This is a genomic window from Pseudomonas putida group bacterium ESBL64 (assembly GCF_045277175.1).
Taxonomy (GTDB): Bacteria; Pseudomonadota; Gammaproteobacteria; order Pseudomonadales; family Pseudomonadaceae; genus Aquipseudomonas; species Aquipseudomonas alloputida.
This window is the reverse complement of record NZ_CP145799.1, coordinates 5502837-5524213: the sequence shown is the minus strand read 5'-3', so window position 1 is coordinate 5524213 and position 21377 is coordinate 5502837. Positions and strand designations below refer to the sequence as shown.

Here is a 21377-nt window from a genome sequence, read left to right as displayed (position 1 = left end):
GCTTACCAGTTGTAGCGCATACCCAGGTTCACACCCCAAGGCTGGTCAACGTGCTCACCACGGCTGTGATCAAGGTCGACATGCATTTGCAGTCGCTCGGCCACCGCTACCGCCAGGCCTGCCCCCAGCTCCAGCCGCGAACCCGAAAGATCATTGGAAAAACGGTTCCGGTTGACATTCACATCGTTATTGTCGATGAACTCATGAACGTAGGCTGCACGCAGATATGGCTGGATGACACGACCGTTCTTCCCCTCAAAATTACGGCCAAAGGTCGCCCCTGCCTTGCCAAGCACGGAGGCCACGGCGTCACCCTCAGCCTGCAGGCCATTATCCAGGTGGTAATCCTTGCCTTGGAAATACGCCGTGGACCATTGGGTAAACGGCTCGATGAAATACCCTTGCTCCAGTTCGATATGCCGCCCAAACTCGGCCGACATGCCGAAACCCTGGCTGCTGTAGTGCCCCTTGGCCCGGGTGCCGTCACTCATCGCAACTTTCGAATCATTATCGAAGCGGTTGAGTTTCATAACGCCATCGAAGTAGTAGCCACTGCTTCGATCGAGCCAGGTGGTGTAAAGCCCCAGGTAGTAGCTGTCGATATCGCCACTGGTGCCACCACCGAGGTCCAGGTCCGAACGGCTATGACCGGCCAATATACCGAGCAACCACTGACCGTCCCCCACCGGCAGCGGCGCGTCCGCCCCCAGGGAAAACCCCTGCTGAGTTTGCTTGTAGGCAACGCCGGAACTGGCGGCCACGTCGTACTTGTTGCCATAAGTACGCATCCAGCCACCTGCCTTGCCATTGTCCAGCCGCAGTTCTCCCATGCGGCTGCGCAAAGATGTCAGCTCGCCGTACCATACAGTGGGTGCTGCATTGAACAACGCCATTACAGAACTTGTGCCGGGGCTGATGATCTTGCGCGAGCCATCCAGGTACCAGTCGTTGCCGCGCTGAACGAGCTCATAGGAAAAGGCCCCCAGGTCCACTGTGCCGTTGACCAACGAGAACGAAGCGTCACCACCGCCTGTGTGCACCACCTGAAGGTTGCCTTCCTCCTGTGGCTCTGCACCGCTACTGCCAATCAACAAATCGTGATTGCCACTGGCATTGCCCGTGATATCAAGAAAATCGGTTTGTCCGCTGGTGAAGTCTGCATGCATGACGAAAGCGCCGCTGCCCGACAAGCTATCCAGCGTCAGGCGGTGGTAGTCGGTGGGCTGGCCAAACTCCACCGTACCGCCATCGAGGGCCAGATCACCCACGCTGGCATCGGCGACCATGATCCAGCGCGATTGATTGCCGATGGTCAATTTACCGACATTTTCCAACTGCCCAGTGAGCGTGGCTTGCTTGTCCAGCATAACGGCAGCGCTGGAGCCTTGCTCAGCCCAGATATTCCCCTCCAGATGACTATTCTCGACGGTCAGTTCGGCATTGGACTGGTTACGCACCTCAAGCAGGTTTCCATTGCTGCCACTTAATTGCGACCCATTGCTGACCGTTATTTTTGCCGCTGCCGGCCCTTGTCGTCCACCCGCTACCACCATGGCCGCGCCGTCCTGCCCAACGACTTGCGAACCGTCCAGCTCAACCCTGGCCTCACCCACAGTGCCATCGCCACTGACCAGAATCCCCTCTTGCGCACCGATGATCTGGCTGCCTTTTGCCTCCAGCCAGCCATTGACCATCCGCACGCCGGCACTGCCCGGGCCTGTGCCCTGTACCTTGCTGCCGTTGAGGTGCAACTCGGAAGTGCTGGCAACAGCGGCACCGCCATCCTTGCCAGTCACGGTGCTCCCGCTTAGCCAGACAGCCGAACCGCCCACACTGCTACGGGCAACAACGACGCCACGACCCTCACTGGCAATGCTGCTGCCATTGATGATGGCCTGCGCGCCACCCTCCGTCAGCACGCCATCGTCCGTTGCAATGATTGAACTGCCGTTGAATTCCAGTGCTCCCCCCTCGCGCAGGAAAATCTGCTCGGTGGTCGCACCATTGGCTGTCAAAGTGGCGCCATTCAAAACCTGATAACCGACCAAGGGATTGGAACCATCGATAACCGTATCACGCTCGATAATGGCCTGGGCGGCCAAAAGATCACCAGCGTACATACCCACAGGCAATGCCGTCACGCAATACACCAAGCCACGGCAAAATTTTCGCTGAAATAACGTGCTGCTCATATCAAAACTCTCATGCTATTCAGGTTCAGGCACCACCTTGGCGATTAGGAAAATGCGCAAGTCAGCACCGGTAGCAGTCACGCTACAAGGACGAAAACCTCGCTCATATAGGAATAATCCTACAAGTGACAGGGAATAAACCGACACTGCACAGAGGCCACCCGTGCAGTATCGGCTCGCGCCGAGGCCTAAGAGCCGTAAGGATTGCAAGTGCCTGAAGGGGGAATGAAAGAAAGCCTAACCTTGGCGACTTCGGAAAGGACATCCCCCTTTGCCATCTTCAGGGCGTAGGTTACGTTTGCCCTGGAGCTCATGTAGAGAGGATCTTTAGAGCCCTCATCAGTAGGAAGAACATATTTATCAAAAGGTATGCGCCAGGTAAAACCAGTAATCGGATGCTCAGCATCCAATGTGATCTGCTCCTCAAACCTGACGTTGTCAATTTCTTCGTAACCTTGTTCATCGGTGCGCCCGCGATAGACCCACCATGTGAGATCAACTTTCGTAAACTCACCATGTTGCTGATACTCAGTGAGGTTTGGGATCAACACCTCGACTGCGGGCCCTTTAGGATCACCTCCCGTTGCCTGGATGCTGGTGCAGGTGACCACTCCTTTGACCAAGTGATCGAACGTGGCTGCTACTGGGGTGATGGTAATGGCCTCAACCTTGACGAAAGTAGTGGCAGATCGCACGGGGTTGTGCACCCCAGGGCGTCTGGCCTCATAGTACACAGGCACAGCGGAGTGGTTGCCAATTTTTTCAATAACCTCCCAAGGAACTTCAAGATCAATTGATTCACCTGACTTGTCGGAACCTCCTACCGTGTGGGTCGCCGCTACCTCATCCACCCAATAGAACGTCAGCTCATCATCTTCTTCGGCAAAATTGTAAAGTTCGAACGCCAGATCCGCTGGGGATTTTGCATCCGTCTCATCCAACTCATCTGTTAGGCCGCTGTTACGGCCGGTGATAACGACCTTTTTCAAATCTGGATGAATCGGCAATGGCCAAGTCGGGTCGGGACCGCCCGGATCCATGGTTTCGAAATCGACCTGGATATCAATATCAGCGCCTCCCATCGGGTGGCTGCCACGCAGCAGTGTATAGCTGACCTTGGTTGGCACTTGGCCTGAGCCACTGCCGTATTCCTTCAGCATTACCTCGTGGGGTACCCTAACCCGAATAAAATCATCCGGAGCAGAGCCGACCGTTTCACGCTGCAAAGGTGTGCCACCCCATTTCACCTCAACGAAATCGCTGGCCTTCTTGCCCTCGTAAACCGGGACCCAAACTTCAACGCCCTCGTTGGCGTCAGCCTGGTCGATCAGGAACGCGTCGTCTACCGTGGCAAGCGGCACAACAGGAGGGTCAAAAACAGTGGGCAGCTGGCCAAGTGCCACTGCGATACTGGTGTAAATAGAGATTTCACTGACGTTGCCAGCCTTGTCTATCAGCAAGTAGACCACGAACACGCCACCGTCGCCCACTCTGCGAATGTCCGCTCCAGCAATCTCCAGCTGCTGATCAGCTCCGGTTGTATCCAGACGGAGAACGGGTTCGTCCAAGTCTGCAGCATCTAGGGGGAGGCGGTTCATCCAGTATACAAAGACCTTATCGCCTTCTGCCCAATCTGGATAGCTTGGCAACGTCAGAACGGCCTTGTCGCTGGCGGCACCCAAAGATTCATCAGTCACTACAGGAATGCTGGGGAACTTGGGGGGGGAAATATGATTGTAGGGGGGGAAACGATCAAAAATCAGTGCCAGCGGTTTAGAGACCGAAGTATCCGGATTGGGGTTCTGGACCCAGCTCCTGAAATAATGGATACCCTCCAACGTCATTTGGTCACTGCCTTTATCCAGCTGGACCGGGTGAGGGTTATCAATTGGTTTGTCGAAATACTCTACGATCTCCTGATGGAGCGTGGTCCAGACCACCCCATCGCGTGAGTGCTCGATGCGCAGCTCGTCCCTGTCGGAAAAAGACCAGGCCGGCACACTCAAAACAAAAGCGAGCGTATCGTCTTTCAAGTAGCGGCTGTACACCAGGCCGGTATCTCCAGCTAACATTTCAGCGGCGATCTGTAGATCGTCCAAACCTGGATCAGGTTCAAGTGAACGGCGCGTTCGCCAGGCCGTGATCAAGCGTCGATAAGCCTGGCGAACACGTTCGGATGCAGTTTTATTTTGACGGGGAGCACTCATATTTTCTCTCTCTATACGAGGACAAAACAGACGACGCGGGCTGATTTAAAGCGATACGCCCCAGCATGACAACTGGCATTTTTACCAGGTAGCGCAACACGCTAATATATTTCGCCCAATAATAAGGGGCTGCAGCACAACCCCTTCACTACAAAAATTATTGCAGCTTGAGCTCTAGATAATTGCGAGGGTTCAGCTCACCGGAAAACAGCAGCCTGAGCTTGTGCTTGTTCCCGTAATTATCGGTAACTGTGAATTTTATGGGATTCGTCAGCACCTTTCGGTATGAAGTGTCTCTATAGTCGTCCCAGAACGTCAACCCCGAACTACGATCCAGTGTGACCAGTATCGCGCCAGCCGTAGGCTCCTCCTGACCGTGGAAACCATATTCAAGCCCGGTAATTTTGACTTCCGGCTCATTGACCAACAGTTGTAGTTCAGCTTGATAATTCACGCCTGACGGCACGTCCGTCTCTTCATCTGGTCGCCGTGGTTTGAAGGCGATCCCGGTGTAGCTGCCAAAAGTCTCTTCGATTTGTTCCGACTCCCACTTGACCATCGACGTTGAGTCGAACGCGACATCGACGAAACTGAGCCCTTCTCCAGACAGCTCCCAATAATCGGTGGTCGAGTGCCAGTAGTTGAAACGATCGCCTTCGTAATCCTCACCTCCCTGACTCGCGACGCGCTTACCCATCGCTGGCCAGTTGAAATACTTCAAACTTTTCTCTGGCAGCGGCATACCTTCCAGCTGAATTTCGCCTTTGATATCGTCGATATCCATCGATTTCTGCCAGCCACGGTTATGATCCTGGAACGTTGCCCTAAAATTGGCCGTTTCCGCTTCGCGTGAGTGCACGTAGACGGTGACCGTGCGCCTGCCTTCATGCTCCGCAAACACACGCTGCGTTTCTGCGGGTCCCGTGGTGGGGTAATAGTCGATAGTCTTGTTACGCCGTTTGTTGGCCATCCAGGTCTGATTGCTATCCTCTGGAATCCCTGTCTCGTCCCCTGTCAAATAGGGGATGACATTGTTATTTCCGTCCGTGAGAACCAGCGTTCTCAGTTCCAGTTCATCGACCGGGTCCCATACTTCCTCACCCACCGAATTTGTGAAACTATGGGTAGCAATCACGATGTCTATGCCAACCTGCTGCAAACCATTGGCAAACACCTGATTTCGAGCCAGGTTGTTACGCTTCAAACTGAACTCTTTCAGTGTTTTCCACCGCTCCTCCAACGCCAGGGCCTCGGCAGGTGCCGGTGCCGGCGTCCGGTGCTCGACGACAGCCGCTCCGGCAAATGGCCCCGCAAATCCCACGACCACGCTTACTTCTTCGTTGGTTTGCGCGGGCGCCGTGTAGACCCCCGTCTCAGCGTCGATCTGCCCAGGGCCAAACAGCTGCCACTTGTCCGCTTCCTCACCCACCAGGCTGAACGGCTGGGCGCCATCTGGCAACAGGCGTGGTACAGGCAACGGCTCGATATCCAATTTGTGGCCAACGCCTAACAACACAATCGTGGCATGGCCCGTATTCTCGCCATCGCTGACTTCAATGCGCTGCAAACGTACGAAGGGAGTATTCTGGCGCGTGGGCTTGAACGTGGCTTGGCGAGCATCTTCAGGGTCGGGTATGAGCTCACCCATTTCTTCACCAAGTGCTTTCCATGTGACGCCGCTACCTCCAGATACGCGCAAGACAACGTCCTCATAGTCTGGGTACCAGGTAACCACGCGCGGCGATATTGTCAGCGGCTCCGCAGCTTCGATCACCAATACCGCCCGAGTTGCACTATCCGCCTCCTCTGAAACCTTCGCTGTCACCACAGTCAAACGTTGAGTGCTTCCAAACTCTCCGATCGGCCTTGCGCGGTACACACCTTGCTCGGAAATCGTGCCTGCAGTCCTGGGGCTGTTGAAGCCATTCGCCTGCCAGCCAAACAGCGGACCGCCATTGGACTTAAATTCAACACCTTCCCCTGCGGCGATGCTGCTGAGTGCGGGGGAAAGCCAGGCCCCACGGGAATTGGGTTTAAGTTCCCCAAAACAGATCATGTCGTGAGGGAGTGGGCGCTCATCGTCAACAGCAAAGGTCGACCCACCCGGTAAAACCATTTGCGACAAAAATTGCTCAGCTTGCCCTGTCCCAATCAGTGCCCTCAGCCTGCCTATCAGCAGAGCGGTACCCATATTTTCAGCGATATCGTCAACCTTGCGGGGCAATAGATAGGGCATTGATCCCGGAATATAACCGCCTTGCGCAGAACCGTGTAGTTGCATAAGCAGGAGTATGGCACCATCGGTTTCAGGCATACCGCCAGTACCGGCGCCATCCGGGGCCTTTTGAGTTATAGGCGTAACCTCGACAACCGTAAAGACGTCTTGGGCAGTTGGAGCCATGGTGTAGAACGTATAAGGCTGCGCAAATATCGGCTGTTGTCGCAACTGCTCCAGCATGAACCGCCCCATGCGATCAGTCGCTCCCCGGCCAAGGCTGCAATTGGGATCTGTTGCATTGATCATATCCAGCCCCAACTGCAATTGCCTGCCACCCGAGCCCTCGACGGGTATCACCACAAGTTCGGCTGTAAACGCTAGCCAGTAGCCAAGGCCCTGTGATAACTGATGACTGTCACGTAAGTACTTCGCCTCCCCGGGAAACATCGACCAGCGCGCGCAGCGTCCGGCAATCAACTCCATGCGCACACGTACCCTGTTGCTCTTACCCGAAGCGTGTTCGAATGACAGGGTTGGCGGGCCGAACATCAGCGCCTCGAAAGCCACCCGCTCGGTTCTGTCTTCATTCGCATAGTAGGTTTCAGTAATAGGCTGGATATAATCCATCTCGCTCAACCGCTCGACGAATTTAGCCTCAAGCAGCGTATTGACCGTATCACGCCCAAGTGCCAAGATCGCCCCCCACTCATGAACAGCGGAACCCTCACCAAGTTTTTTAAGTAACGCCTCTTTTGAGTTGATGCTCATGGTTAAGCTTCCTTCTTAAACGCTGTGTCAATGGCAGCAGCGTGCTTCGCAGTGGGGGATAACACCACCACGCTGTAACTCCAGAGCGCGAGACGTTCTGCAGGCGTCTCGCGACCGGCCACAATGATATAAGGCCCCTCAGATGGACCCGGTTGATAAACACCGGTAGCAGGGTTAATCTGGCCTTTGCCTAAAAGTACGGCCCATTTGGTCTGTGCAGGCGTGAGCTCCACTTCTTCACCGGTTTCCGCACTGTCATACGCAACCGCAAGCTGCCACGCCCCTTCAGATAACTGTGTGGCCTTGATTTTTGCGGTGGCAGTCGTCCAGGGTACAATGACATCAATCCACTGTGCCAACCCGCCAGCTGAAACTTGCACCCGGTCCAGATGCACAAGCGCCTCCAACTCTCCGGGCGTCCCCGGCGTCCTTTTCGGGGAAACATAGATTCGAACATTCTTGCCCTCTGGAATGTCCAGATCACTGTCACTGTCTTCTGGCAAGCGTTGAATGCCCTTGCTGCCGTTGACCATGCTCCAGGTCAGTTCGTTTTTGCTATCGCCGCCAACCAACACATAGCGTGGAGGGCCGCTAGTGGGTTCGCTGGAGTCGAACTGCGCGACCAAGAAGTAGGGATAGACGGCGACACTGTTCGACACAACGGTAATCAGTGCACTGCTGGTGTTGCCGGAGGCCGTAGCCGTCACGATCACACGTTTGTGGGTACCGCTAATCGATGCAGCAGGAGGGGGGGTATAAACACCATCGACTATTGTGCCTGCGTCTGCTGATTCGTCTTTCAGTGGTTTGACTTGCCAATCCACGGGGCCATCCGGCTTTGGGTCGAGGCTTAATGTCACCGTCTCACCGCCGCCGGCACTGATAACAGTCTCTAGCGGTTCGATGGCAAACGTTGTCAATTTCGGCGCAAGATCCCCCAGAAGCGAGAGGTCGCCAGGAAATTGCAGGCTTCGCGGGGTGGCGACGTCCGCGCCACGGAACAGCAGGCCATTGAGACGCAACAAGTTAAATGGAACGCCAACATCGGCAAGCGACTTGAATTGACTGACGAATGTGTCTAATAGTGCTCGAACGGGCACCATGACGTAGTCTTCGGCCGCAATCTTTGCATAGCCATCATAGAAGCTCCATTCGGAGCCCCAACATTCAATGCTATACTCCACATTTGGCCCGCTAACAACAACATCAATGTCTCCCTCTCTGGAGCTATCCTTAGTCAGACCTAATTCCAAGCTGCCGTCTATTTTTATCGTGATTCTCCCGCTTGGGCGCATGACCTTGACACCATCCGGCTGTACAAATTCCACAACAAAGGACCCTTCAGCAAAAGCCGAAGTGTTATAAGTCAGCACACCAGCATCATGCTTAATTTCAAAAATCGGCATTAAATTCATATCAGGCCATTTGAAGCGCTGCACCGTGAATTTGTCATAATGCTCCGTCCTTCTGACATCTTCCGCAGGAACAGAAAAATTTAAGTCTGCAGTAACATTAGTATAAAATCCGTACCGATCAGGATCCACCTTCACATTCTGCAGTCTTTCGAACTTCCCAATCACATCAAGCAACAATTGTTTCAGCCAAATTTTATTACTGTAAATCAAGTTCATTGTATACGGGAGTTCGGCGTCATCAATGGGACTTGGTAACAGGTACGGCATGGCATCGTCCTGGCCTGGGAAATTCCCACCTGTCTGGCCTTCGAACGCAACCCCTACGATAACAGCGCCTTCTTTTTTTTCTTCCTCACTCGCATTGAAAATCTCTTGCGCCTTGGCATATGAATGTGTACGCACCTCGAAAGCGCTTGGACTTAACTCTCCTTCTACTGGCTTGAGAACATTGAGCTCCCATACCCTTTCTTTTTCATCCAGTTCCTGGAACTTTTCCGAGATTACCTCACCCAGTCTGTCATTCAACTCTCCCCACGATGCGACCTCAAATTTGTAGCTTCCGCCTTTGGAAAGGTCTAGCGTCACCCGCCCCTGATCGTTGACCTTACCGTCATTGGATTCATTCAGAAAAATGTCCATGCGCACCGTGGGTGCTGTGAGCGGGTCCAGATTCGAATAGCCCACGAGTTCATCCTGACTGCTCCCCGGGGGGCGCCGGTACTGAACAATAAGACCACTCACTACATTCATGCTCAATCGGGCCCGGGAGCCACCCAAGCTGGAGTTCACGAAAGACAGTACCGGCCTGTCAAATTTCAGGTCGCTCACAGTCGTCGTCAACCCGTCGAGCGTGCGGCTAAAATCGATCGGGCGCATAAAATGTCCGAGTTCCAAATTCTCAATATGCTCTTGAGCCAGTAGCCTATTGGTTTTGAAACGGTCATAAACCAACAGCGCGCCCCAGTCATACGTACGCGGCTGCACCTTCATCCAGGCTATATACTTTTCCATGGTTGGCCTAGGCATATCAAGCTCCTCGATATATTCAGAAAATATAGACACATGTTCAGTACTTTTTTACTGCTTCGTTCATCGCCATCGACCGGCTTATTCCACAAGTGTTACGGGCTGGCTGGGAAAGGCATAATAATGCGCCCCTCCATCAAAGCTCATCCGTACATGCAGCGTGAAATCTAAACCCTCTTCAAGCTGTTCCAGTGTCGCCCTCGCCAGTGTCGCCTTGATGCCACTTTCCGCCTCACTTTTGGTCACAGGTTTCGACGCATCGCGAATGGTTCCATTAAAACCGCCACTTGAGGTGACGCCAGTAATTGACAGTTCAATAAGATTCCCTTCGACACCGTAATACCAAGTACCCAACGTTAGTTCGACACCCGTAGCGGGAACCTCCTTCAACGACAATTTGCCCGACACCACCCTATCGCAAACAATTCTTGGATACGGGTTTCCGGGGAAAGGCTGGATACGCAGGTGGTACGGGTCCGATTCAATCGGGTCACCTTCACCGATTACCCAATACACCACGTTGAATCGGCGGCTCTCATCCACCGCGCTTCTGCCCATGTTCGCTGGCACATATTGGGCCGGGATGTGGAAGAGAAGCGGGTTGTCGTCTTCTGGATCGGCTATGTACGCGCCGTAGCCAGGCCAGCCGCGCCATTCGACCTGAGCCGTTTCGCCCGGCATGAGAACATTGGGAACCTCTACCCAAACCCCACCCAACCCATCTATGGCCGCCATAGTCCCTCGGTCTTTTGGGCCGTCGTCCGGTTTTGCCGGACAGATCAACGGTGCGGACAGTTCACGCTTGTTCTCTATGCTTACGGGCAACACCTGCGATTTTTGCCCGGCACCCTCACGACCAAAAAGGTAATGGAGACTGACGCTACGCCCCTGGTTTTCGAGCAGGTAATCGACCGGAATATGAAAGGCAACCCCTTTCACAGTCTGAGTACTGGCATCCACGCGAATGGTCCGCAAAAAATCTCGAACAGGACTACGCCAGCACAAAGTAACACGGTCTGAAACCGCCATCCCTGGGTATGCGTCGACCCAGATCGCCACGCCCTTTGTAAAGTTATCCGGGTTTAATGGGTCTCCCGGCGCATGATCGACGATAACAGGCTTAGGCAAAAAATCGGGCAAGCTTTGCTTAGAGTCGATAATAAATTCCTGCTGGGGCGACTTGGCTGTTTTTCCATCACCGAAATCAATTTGATAAAAAACCTCAGCACGGCCACCCTCAATCAACAGAAGTTCATTTTTACCAACTTTGAATGTCAGCGCCTCGTTAGCCAGGTGCTCGGCGGACACCTTCAGCTTCTTGACAACAGGATCTTCCGGCTGTCCAGCCGCATCAAAGCCCTTGAGAGTAAATGTGATCTCGTCATCTTCTTGCAGCGCCTGATAGGGTGCGACAACGAAGGTCACACCTGCGGTTTCCAGTTCCTTGGGTTTTATCACCAGGTGGTGTGACTCAAGCGCAAGGGCGACAGGCAACACGTCCGAAGGCTCCACAGCCCTCACCCCAACGAATGAAAAAAGGCGAAGTGACTTCTGGGTATTTTCCACGGTATAAGAACAGAACGCTTCGCCGCCTTCGACTGCTTTAATCCTACTATTGTCGATGAATATCCTCTTCCCTGTTATTTCCTCTCCAGGGTTAACATTATAACCCGCAGTATGATCAAAAGATTTTCCCTGAGCGTCGGCCCCAAACCATTGGAAGTCCAGGGCTTGATTTTCCGCCATGCCTGTGTATTTGATTAAGACCTCGAGGTTTTTGTCCCCCAGTTCAGCGAGATCGATTTCTTTTTTTTCATTCCGCAGCCCGATAATGGGCGCCTCTAGGCTATCATCTTGATTCATAACTAATTCCTCGCCATACCCGCCTCTGGCGGCGCTCAACTGGACTGATTGCGGATTAGTTATAAATTCGACAGCCCTGCCTGACAACTAGCAAAAATAACAGGTTCGCGTGGCCACTGGTGGCGTTTACGCACTGTCGGCACCTATCAATTCTGCCAGGTGCCAGCTTCAGCAAAGTGCCCTAACCTGCCCCTGTTGCAGGTGCGACACTGCTGCCTGCAGACCCTCTGGAAGGAGCCCTCATGAAAGCGACACAGTCAAATAGAGCCGCAGGTATTATCACGATCTACGACAAAGATGAAGTTCACCGAGTATTGAACGTACCTGACGCAGGCAGTGGCCAAACTGTCCATCTTGATTTACCTGATTTTGCAGCACGCGAGATACATATGATCGGTATTCCATCTGCGGCCACCATTACTCTAAATTCTAAAGACGTTGTGAACGGCGAACCGAAATGGTGGTTGAAGTTGAAGACTACCCATCAACCCGCTGAACTGGCCAAAGCCGACATTGATCAATATGTCAATCGCAATGAGAAGGACACCTTCATACGCGCCGGGCTTGGCATTCTGGTTATTGACAAGTCTGAAGAACCCGCGGAGATAGATACGCTCGGGAAAATCACCGTCAAAGTCTCCGCCGCTTCTCATGTGCCATCTGCGGATGCTCTAGCCGCGGCACTCGCCCAAGGAGAACAACCATGACCCTGCAATCCAATGCCTTGAACTTTGCCAGTTACACACGCGGCAGCGTCGACGTACGCACCGGGCTCTACAGCTTCGCCCTCGAAGTCCCACCACTCAATGCCAACTTCGCTCAAGGCCCCCACTTGCCCCTGCAGTTGAGCTTCAGCCCACTGAACACCGCCAACAGCGGCTTCGGTATCGGCTGGGCATTCAAACTGAGCCGGTATGACCTGAGCAACCACGTACTGAGCGTACACACCGGCGACACTTTCGAAGTCGCCGACCAGGGCCCCGGGGAACTGGCCCTGGTGTATGAACAAAAGTTCAAAGCCTTCACCTTCAAGCACATCGGCGAAGCAAACAAGCCGCGTTTTCGCATCACCCATACCAACGGAATGATCGAAATTCTCGAACCGCTCAGGGCCGATGACCGCACCTTCCTGCCGACCCGGGTCGAGACCCGCTCAGGCCTTGGCATCACCTTGGCCTACGACGACGAGAAAGGCCGGCTGGTGTCCATCCAGGATGACTTCAAGCAACCGCTGCTCACCCTGGTTTACCAGGGCGACAGCCAGGTGCTGATGCACGTTCATCCGGGCTCTGAAGCCGAACAGCTGTTCACCCTGAAACTCCAGGGCGAAGAGTTGCGCACCCTGGTGATGCCCGCCAGCGACCTGGCCGACTGGACATTCCACTACGACACGTTTGACGGCATGCGCTTTCTGCGACGGCTCATCCAGCCGTACGGTGGCGAAGAACGCATCTTCTACAAGGAATCCGGGCATCAGTACCCGGGCCTGAACCACTACCTGCCGTATGTCACCGAGCACCAGGCAATCCCCGATCCGCAGGATGATACCGCCGCCACGATCAAGACCACCTACACCTACAGCGACAAGAACTTCCTCGGTTACGGCGCAACCGACGTGGTCTGGGACGAACACTACAACCAGGACCAGCTCTACAAGGCCACCGACAACACCTACAACTACCATACCGAGGTCAGCCACTACCTAGATGACAAGGTGCTGCGCACCGTCAAGCACACCTTCAACCGTTTCCACCTGATGACCGAACAGGTCACTGACGAAGCGGGTTGCATCCAGACCCTCACCACCCAGTATCACGACGCACCGGGCAATTTCGCCTCCCAGGACGTACGGGTGCAGCTGCCCAGTAAAATGACCAAGACCTGGACGCAGACGGGCACCCAGCTTCGCCGCGATGAGCCTGTTTTCACCGAATACGACACCCACGGCAACCTGGTGCGCGAACAGTTCGCCAATGGCATGGTCATGGTCCGCGAGTTCTACCTCCCCGAAGGCGAGGAAGGCTGCCCGCGCGACCCGGATGGCTTCACGCGCAACCTCAAGAGCCTCACGGTCTACCCAGCCGAGGGGGCGGCCCCCGCCAAGATCCTGCGCTCACGCTGCACCTACCGCGAACTGCCCGTGCTGAGCACTTCGCTGGCGCTGCAGCAGACCGAGAAATGGCTGGTGGCCAACAGCGTACAGGAGTTCGAAGTCCTCAATAACGTCGAAACACCGCTGCGCCGCGAGGATATTACCCACCTGGACATGCCCGATAACCCGTTCCTGCATGGGCGCGTTGACTACACGACGACCCAACTGGGCAAGACCCAGTCGCGAACAGAATGGCGCTATGAGAAAAGCAAGGATGACAACGAAAAGCTGACCTACCTGCTCACCACCACCACCTTAAAGCCCCATGGTGGCACGCTCGAAAGAACCACCTACAGCCTGCACAGCACCTTGCGTGACCAGCTGATCGAAACGCAAGACACCAATGGCGTGAAAACCCGTTATAGCTATGATGCCGTCAACCGGCCGAGCGCCGAGACCGTGGCGCCGGATAAGCCCCCCTACGACGCCACGCGCACCTATTGCTATGGCAAGGAGACCAAAGACCAGCGCACGCTGTGGTACGCCCAGGTAACCGACGTCAACGGTGTCATCACCCGCACCTACCATGACGGGCTCAATCGGCCGATACGTGAAGAGCGCACCCTGCGCGCACTGGACGACCCGGAGTCCGAAACCACGATCACCCGCACGGTGTCGGAAACCACCTACGACACCCTCGGCCGTGTCGCCAGCGAGACCCTGTTCGACTACCTGCCCGCCCCGCCCGACAGCGACAACGCCGAAGAACAGGTCATCGAGCTGACCTCGCGCTTCAGCTACGATGCCTGGGGGCAGCGCTGCCAGGTGGAGCAACCCGATCGGGTCAAACGGATCACCCTGTTCTCGCCCTTCGGTGACGACGGCAACCGCGTCGAGCAGTGGCAGGAGAGCCCTGACAAGCCAGGCGTCAAGCAACAGCACAGCGTGGTGGAATACAACCGCTTCAACAAACCGGTCTACGAATACCAGTTGCACCTGCCCGTCGATGCCGCATCAGGGGCCGAGCCGGTTGAAGTCGACCGCACCACTTACCTCTACGACGGCCTGGGCCAGGCCGTGCAGGAAACACTCAGCTTCGCGGCCGACCACGAGCCGCTCATCACCACGTACCAGTATGACCACTGGGGCCGCCTGTTCGAAACCGTGCGCGCCAATGAAAGCGTGCTGACGCGCCACTTTGATGAACGCAGCACGGCTGAACTGACCACCCTGCTGGAAGTGCGCGATAGCAGCAGCGCAGCGCCAAGCCCCGTGTGCAAGCGCACGTTCGACGGCCTCGAACGCCTGACCAGCCTGGCCGTAGGCCCGCGCCTGGAGACATACCAGTACCAGGGCCAGCTCGACCTGATGGAGTCGCGCACCCTCTGCAACACCGACCCGGCGGGCCACGACAAGCGCAAGCACGTCGAACGCTACGACTACACGCCGGAGCTGACGCGCCAGCCCACCAAAATCACCGCCACGCTCGAAGATACGCCAGAGCCTCAGGCCGCCAACGAAGCCGCGTTCGACTACCACCTCAAAAGTGCTGAAGTGCGCAGCGCCAACAACGACAACGGTGGCCGCGCCTACACTTACACCGACCAGGGTTACCTGGCCTTGGAACACTGGAACGGAGCCGGTGAGCAGCAGTACAACATTCGCAACCAGCACTCCTTGCAAGGGCGCCTGCGCTACCGCAAGCACAGTGACGGTGTCGCCTGCCTGTACGCGCATGACCCGCTGGGCCGGGTAACCACCATTACCCAGGGCCACCTGCAGGCCACGCTCACCTACAACAGCGAAGGCCGGCTGGAAACCACCACCACCTGCGACACCCGCGAGCCAACGCGCTATGTGCGCAGCACCCAGACCTACGACGACCTGGGCCGTGAACATCGACGCACGCTCGAGGCCGATGGCCAGCAGCAGGTGCTGGTACTGAAATGGCTGGACGGCAACAGACTGGCATCACGCACCCTCTACAACGGCAGCGATAAGGATGAAGACGCCTTCCTGCGCAAGGAAGTGTTCGAATATGACGCGCTCATGCGCCTGGTGATTCACAACTACGACGGTAAATGGGAAGAAGAAGAAGAAACGGGCGAACGCTGGCAAGCCTTGCCACGCAATGCCAAGGGCCGCTCATTCCATTCGCAGGTCTTCACGTTCAACAACCTGGACAAGCTCACGCGCTGCCTGACGGAGTTTGCCGATACCGAGACGGACATCGCACACTTCACCTACGCAACCGACGACAGCTTCCAGCTGACCGAGGTGACCCACACCCTGCTCGAGGACTACCGGGAGACGCAAGGTTTCACCTACGACGCGCGCGGCAACATGCTCAACGACGAGCAGGGGCGCACGCTGGAATACGACGTACGGGGCCGCCTGGAACGCGTACGCGAGACCGACGGCAGCGAGCGCGCCCGGTACCTCTACGATGGCCATGACCAGTTGCTGGCCAGCGTGCTCGGCAGCCGCCAGGTGCATCGCCGCTACCAGGACCATCGCCTGGACACCACGCAGGAAGGCAACCTGTTGACCCAGTATCTGCTGGGTGAAACCCATGCCCTGGCGGTGCAACACTCGGATGCGCCCACCGATCCCCTGTTGCTGCTGACCGACAACGCCGGCAGCATCGTCACCGAAACCGACCGCCAGGGCACCCGCCATGCCAACTACAGCGCCTATGGCGAACGCCCCGAAGACAATGGCATGCGCTGCCTGCTGGCGTTCAACGGCGAGGCCCGCGAGGAGGCGCTTGGCTGGTACCTGCTCGGCAGCGGCTACCGCGCCTACAACCCGCAACTGATGCGGTTCCACAGCCCCGACTCGCTGGCACCGGAGGAAGCCGGGCTCAACCCTTACCTGTATGCCTTGGGCAACCCGGTCAGGTGGCGTGATCCTACCGGACATAAAGTCAGCCCGCTCAACGGCGACCAGACGCCTGACAAAAAAGAGGAGCAAAACGATGTCACTGGAAATTTAATGGGAATACTGGTTTTTGGCTTAGTATTCATCGCATCAGTAGCGATAACGCCATGGGCCGGCCCTGTGACGTTTAGCTTTGCCCTAACCTGGGGCGGTATCGCTGCCCAGGGTATAGGCTTAGGATTGCAAATCGCGGGTTTTGCTACTAAAAATGATAATCCTGAACTCTCCAAAAAATTAGCCATAGCAGGTTTGGCGATTAGCGCAATTGGCGTAACCATGTCTATGGTTGGGCGTTCCATGACACCCCGGCGTTCAGGGCCAAACTCAAGTTCACGTTCACCTTCACGTTCAACTCCAGGTTCACGTCCAACTCCAGGTTCACCGGGTCGAGATCTCAGGGAGCAAATGGAACTGACACGAATGCGAATACAAGAACGACTACAACAGATACAACAACGACGCATGCCCCCACCTACCTATGGAAGCGTGATGAATGGTAGTGCCGGGGCACGCCCCGTCCCTAGCCCCCCACCTAGCTCCCCACCTAGCTCCCCACCTAGCTATGGACACGCGACAGGTAATAGTGTCGCCTCGCAACTTAGCGGCAACCGTTCGATAAGTGGTAATTCCACCCCGCAATCTATCCATGACAATCCAGTCATTAATACTGCGAACACACAAGCGCCCTATTCGAGAGTGTCCTCCCCAACCGTGACGCCCCCTCCTAATAGACGCTAAAGCGCTCCCCTGTAAGCTTCATTAACCATTCGGGGCTCCCGGCAGCGACATACGCCCGGGAGCTACCGTCTACTCTGGCCCCGTCTAGATTTCTCCCAAACCCGAAAGACTCTTCTTACATCCCTCACACCCCCCCTCCCTATCCTACCCGTCCCAAACCGGCTCCGTCAGTCACCCGCTCCTGACGCACGCCGCCTCATGCATATAGATCAGCCCCTAGCTCCCGCCTCAGGCCTGGAGCCGTGGTGCCTCAGGACCTTCCATGCCCAAGCTTCACCGCCCCAGGCCTGCCTTACTACGCCCCGCCCGATCAGCGTGGCTAGGCAGCCCGCTCATTCTACTTCTGGTCACCCCGACATTCGCCGCCACGCCCCGCTTTCAGGCCGAGTTCATGCACCAGGCCCCAGGCCAGGCCAGCGAGGCCGGCGCCCTGGCCCTGCAAGCGCTGGCTGAGCATGCCCCCCTGGCAGCCGGACGCTATCGCGTGCAAATCGTGGTCAACAAAACCACGCCCTACACGCGCGAAATCAACATCCATAACGACAGCGGGCAAAGCCTGCAAGCCTGCCTGACGGGCGCGCTGCTGCGTGACTTAGACCTGCGCGAAGAAGCCCTCGAAGTGCCATTGCCCAGCGACGACCGCTGCCTGGACCTGGCCACCCTGGTACCCCAGGCCCACGCCGAATTCGACCCGCAACGCCTGCACCTGGCCTTGTCCATCCCACAGATTGCCCTGCGCCGGCAGGCCGCAGGCTCGGTGCCCGAAGCACGCTGGGATGACGGTATCAATGCCGCTTTCGTCAACTACCAGGTGTCCGCACAGCATTACAGCCGCGACAGCGGCCGCAGCAGCAGCAACCAAGACCTGTACCTGAAGAGCGGTATCAATATCGCCGGCTGGCGCTTGCGCAGCACACAGGCGCTGCGCGACAACGCCGACGGCCAGTTCGACTGGCACCGCAGCGAAACCTACGCGCAACGCGACGTTCCGGGGCTGCGGGCCAATATCACGCTGGGCGAAACCTTTACCGGTGGCGATGTGTTCCGCAACACGCCCTTCGTCGGTGCGAAGCTGGCTTCAGACCTGGACATGCACTCCGACAACGAGCAGCAATACGCCCCGGTGATCCGTGGCGTAGCCCAGACCCGCGCCAAGCTGGAGGTACTGCACAACGGTTACCCGATCTACGCCACCTACGTGGCACCCGGGCCATACGCCATCGATGACCTCAGTGTCGGTAGCAGCCACGGCGAGCTGGAGGTCATTCTCACTGAAGCCGATGGCCAGGTGCGCCGCTTCACCCAACCCTATTCGTCACTCGGCAATCTGCTGCGTGAAGGCGTATGGCGCTACAGCTTGACGGCGGGCCGCTACAACGGCGCCGAAAGCCTGGAACGGCCAATGTTCTGGGAGGGCACGATAGCCCGCGGCGGGATCTGGGACAGTACGCTGTACGGTGGGGTTCTCGCCAGCGAGTACTATCGTGCTGGCGCATTAGGTGTTGCACGCGACTTCGCCGGGTTGGGCGCTCTGTCGTTCGATGTCACCCAGGCACGTACCGACCTCGGCAGCCCGGCCGGCCAGGTGCAAGGGCACAGCTTCGCAGCACGCTACGGTAAGAGCTTCAACACCGGTACCAACCTGCGCTTTGCCGGCTACCGCTATTCGACCGAAGGCTACCGGGACTTTGATGAAGCCATCAGGGAGCGCAACCAGTCCAAGCATTACCTGGGCAACCGCCGCAGCCGTGTGGAAGCTTCGGTCTACCAGAATTTCGGCATGCATTCGCTCAGCCTGACGCTTTCGCAGGATGACTACTGGAACAGCACCGCCCAGCGCCGCCAGTATCAAGTGCAGTACAACACACGCTGGGGCGACCTTGGCATCAACCTGTTTGCATCCCAGGCCTTGACCGACAACACGGGCGAAAACCGCCTGTTCGGCCTGAGCCTGTCACTGCCACTGGAGTTCGGCCACCGCCACAATACCCGTTTCGATCTGCAACGCTATGACGGCCGCTACAGTCAACGCGCCAGCCTCAATGGTGGGCTGATGAACAACCAAGTCGGCTACCAGGTATCGCTGAGCAACGACCAGCAAAACAACACCAGCGGCGCGCTGTCGCTGGGCTATCAGGGCTCCAACGCCAGCTACGGGGCCGGTTACACCCAGGGCGCCGACTACCGCAGCGTTTCGCTGAATGCCAGCGGCGCCCTGCTAGCCCATGGCTCAGGCATTGTACTGGGCCCTTATATGAGCGAGACAAGCGCCTTGGTGCACGTGCCTGACGTTGCCGGTATCACGCTGGAACATACGCCATCGAGCCAGGCCAACGCACAGGGCTACCTGCTGGCACCGAACCTGCGCCCTTACCGGCTGAATTCGCTGGTGCTGCACACCGACGATCTCTCGCCGGAAATCATCATCGACAATGCCACTCAACAGGTTGTGCCGCGCCGGGGTGCGATCGTCAAAGCCAGCTTCCCCACCCGGCACGTCATGCGCATGGTCCTGACCCTGCACCAGCCCGATGGGCGCCCCCTGCCATTCGGCACACAGATAACCGACGCCCAGGGCCAAGCCCTGGCAGTGGTCGGCCAAGCCGGCCAGGCGTTGGTAGCCAGCGATGTAGCGGGGCCGCAGCAGCTGCGCGCGCAATGGGTAGACCAAACCACCCGCGAATGCCAGATCACACTCACCCCCGGCGAGATACCCAACGTCAACGGCTATCGCATGCAAACCCTGGTGTGCCAACCCCAGCATGAACCCTCATCACCCGCAACGAACATGAACCACCAGGAACACACCTCATGAGCACATTCGGATGCACAGCCCCTCGCCCCATCGCCTTTGTTGCCTGCGCGCTGGCATTAGGGCTGCTTGCCAGCGAGGCAGAGGCCAAATGCGAGTGGGCCGCAGGCAGCACTCCCTACATGCCATTCGAATTTGACACAACAAGCACCCCGATGTGGGTACCTCTTGATGCAGAGATAGGGCGCGTGATAGCCGACCTCGACTTTAACATCGGCAACCGCAACGCGGCCGAGCTGCGGTGTTTCTACGAGGATTCGCCCCTCACCACGATAAGCATGCCCACCTCAACGGCCATTACCCCGGGTGTGCCTGTGCGCGGCCACCGTTTCGCCGACAACGTACTGCGCACCAACATCGACGGTATCGGTGCCATTATCACCATGGGTCGTCCCTACGATGGCACCGCCGATAACTTCTTCACCTCCGACGACGGCAGCCAGACCATCCCCTACAAGGGCACCATGCGAACGAATACCCCCCTCAATAACTCGCTGAACAGAATGCGCGGCAATGTGAAACTGATCAAGACCGGCCCGATTGCCCCTGGCGAACATGTGATCGATAAAGAAATGTTCCACGGCATTACCAACGACAAGGGCAGGGTCATGGACTTCACACTGAAGGGCCGGGTCCACACAGCGTATTGCACTGCGTTGGGCAAGCCAATCAGCACCGCCCCAGTAAAGTTCTCTGATCACACGCTGGCCGACTTTACCGGCCCAGGACCAGTGGGCAGGGAAGTCGATTTCAACATTAAGCTCAATGGCTGCATGGATCACGATACTGCGCCCACGGCATTCGCCTATATCGAACTGGACGGCACTAACGGCTCATCGGTGGTGGACGCCACGCGAGGCATCTTTAGCCTGGGTACGGGCTCTACAGCGGAAGGCTTCGGCATTCAGATTCGGCACGGGGACGGCCGGGAACTGCCGCTGCAGCAGGCCGTGCCAGTCAAGCGCCTGAACGCTCCCGAGGTCCAACTGGACTTCAAGGCACGCTACTGGCAACTCGACAACACGGTAAAGGATGGCCAGGTCAACGCCGCATTGAACTTCACCATCACCTACCGTTGAACACGCCATGGCGCCCCGCAACAGGGC

The 21377-nt window shown here is 56.8% G+C and carries 9 protein-coding genes; 4 read left to right on the top strand and 5 right to left on the bottom strand.

Annotation, left to right across the window (positions count from 1 at the left end; all coding sequences use genetic code 11):
- Positions 1 to 2: 2 nt before the first annotated feature.
- From V6093_RS25020 to V6093_RS25000, 5 genes are all read right to left on the bottom strand, one after another.
- Entirely contained in the window at positions 3 to 2141 is a 2139-nt protein-coding gene (locus tag V6093_RS25020) for an autotransporter outer membrane beta-barrel domain-containing protein (protein WP_223817366.1), read from the bottom strand.
- 239 nt (positions 2142 to 2380) lie between these two features.
- Positions 2381 to 4399, bottom strand: coding sequence for a hypothetical protein (locus tag V6093_RS25015; RefSeq protein WP_146175953.1), 2019 nt, complete (start codon positions 4397 to 4399; stop codon positions 2381 to 2383).
- A 157-nt stretch (positions 4400 to 4556) separates the two neighbouring features.
- A complete protein-coding gene (locus tag V6093_RS25010; protein WP_406669656.1) occupies positions 4557 to 7385 on the bottom strand; it encodes a hypothetical protein in 2829 nt (942 codons plus the stop codon).
- 2 nt (positions 7386 to 7387) lie between these two features.
- On the bottom strand, positions 7388 to 9826 hold the full coding sequence (locus V6093_RS25005) for a hypothetical protein (protein ID WP_265978445.1): 2439 nt from the start codon (positions 9824 to 9826) through the stop codon (positions 7388 to 7390).
- 81 nt (positions 9827 to 9907) lie between these two features.
- Positions 9908 to 11689, bottom strand: a complete 1782-nt coding sequence (locus tag V6093_RS25000) for a hypothetical protein (protein ID WP_047604504.1) — start codon at positions 11687 to 11689, stop codon at positions 9908 to 9910.
- Between the two features lie 242 nt (positions 11690 to 11931).
- On the opposite strand from V6093_RS25000, the gene V6093_RS24995 reads away from it, so the two are divergent.
- From V6093_RS24995 to V6093_RS24980, 4 genes are all read left to right on the top strand, one after another.
- Positions 11932 to 12396: a hypothetical protein gene (locus V6093_RS24995; RefSeq protein WP_047604503.1), complete on the top strand. Its 465-nt coding sequence runs from the start codon at positions 11932 to 11934 to the stop codon at positions 12394 to 12396.
- Complete coding sequence (locus V6093_RS24990) at positions 12393 to 17459, top strand: RHS repeat domain-containing protein (RefSeq protein ID WP_406669655.1); 5067 nt, start codon at positions 12393 to 12395, stop codon at positions 17457 to 17459. Before V6093_RS24995 ends, V6093_RS24990 begins: the two co-directional genes overlap by 4 nt.
- A 262-nt stretch (positions 17460 to 17721) precedes the next feature.
- Positions 17722 to 20274 (top strand): fimbria/pilus outer membrane usher protein, encoded by a 2553-nt coding sequence (locus V6093_RS24985; protein WP_047604502.1) that lies wholly within the window; start codon positions 17722 to 17724, stop codon positions 20272 to 20274.
- Complete coding sequence (locus tag V6093_RS24980) at positions 20271 to 21350, top strand: fimbrial protein (RefSeq protein WP_052196240.1); 1080 nt, start codon at positions 20271 to 20273, stop codon at positions 21348 to 21350. Before V6093_RS24985 ends, V6093_RS24980 begins: the two co-directional genes overlap by 4 nt.
- Positions 21351 to 21377: the final 27 nt, after the last annotated feature.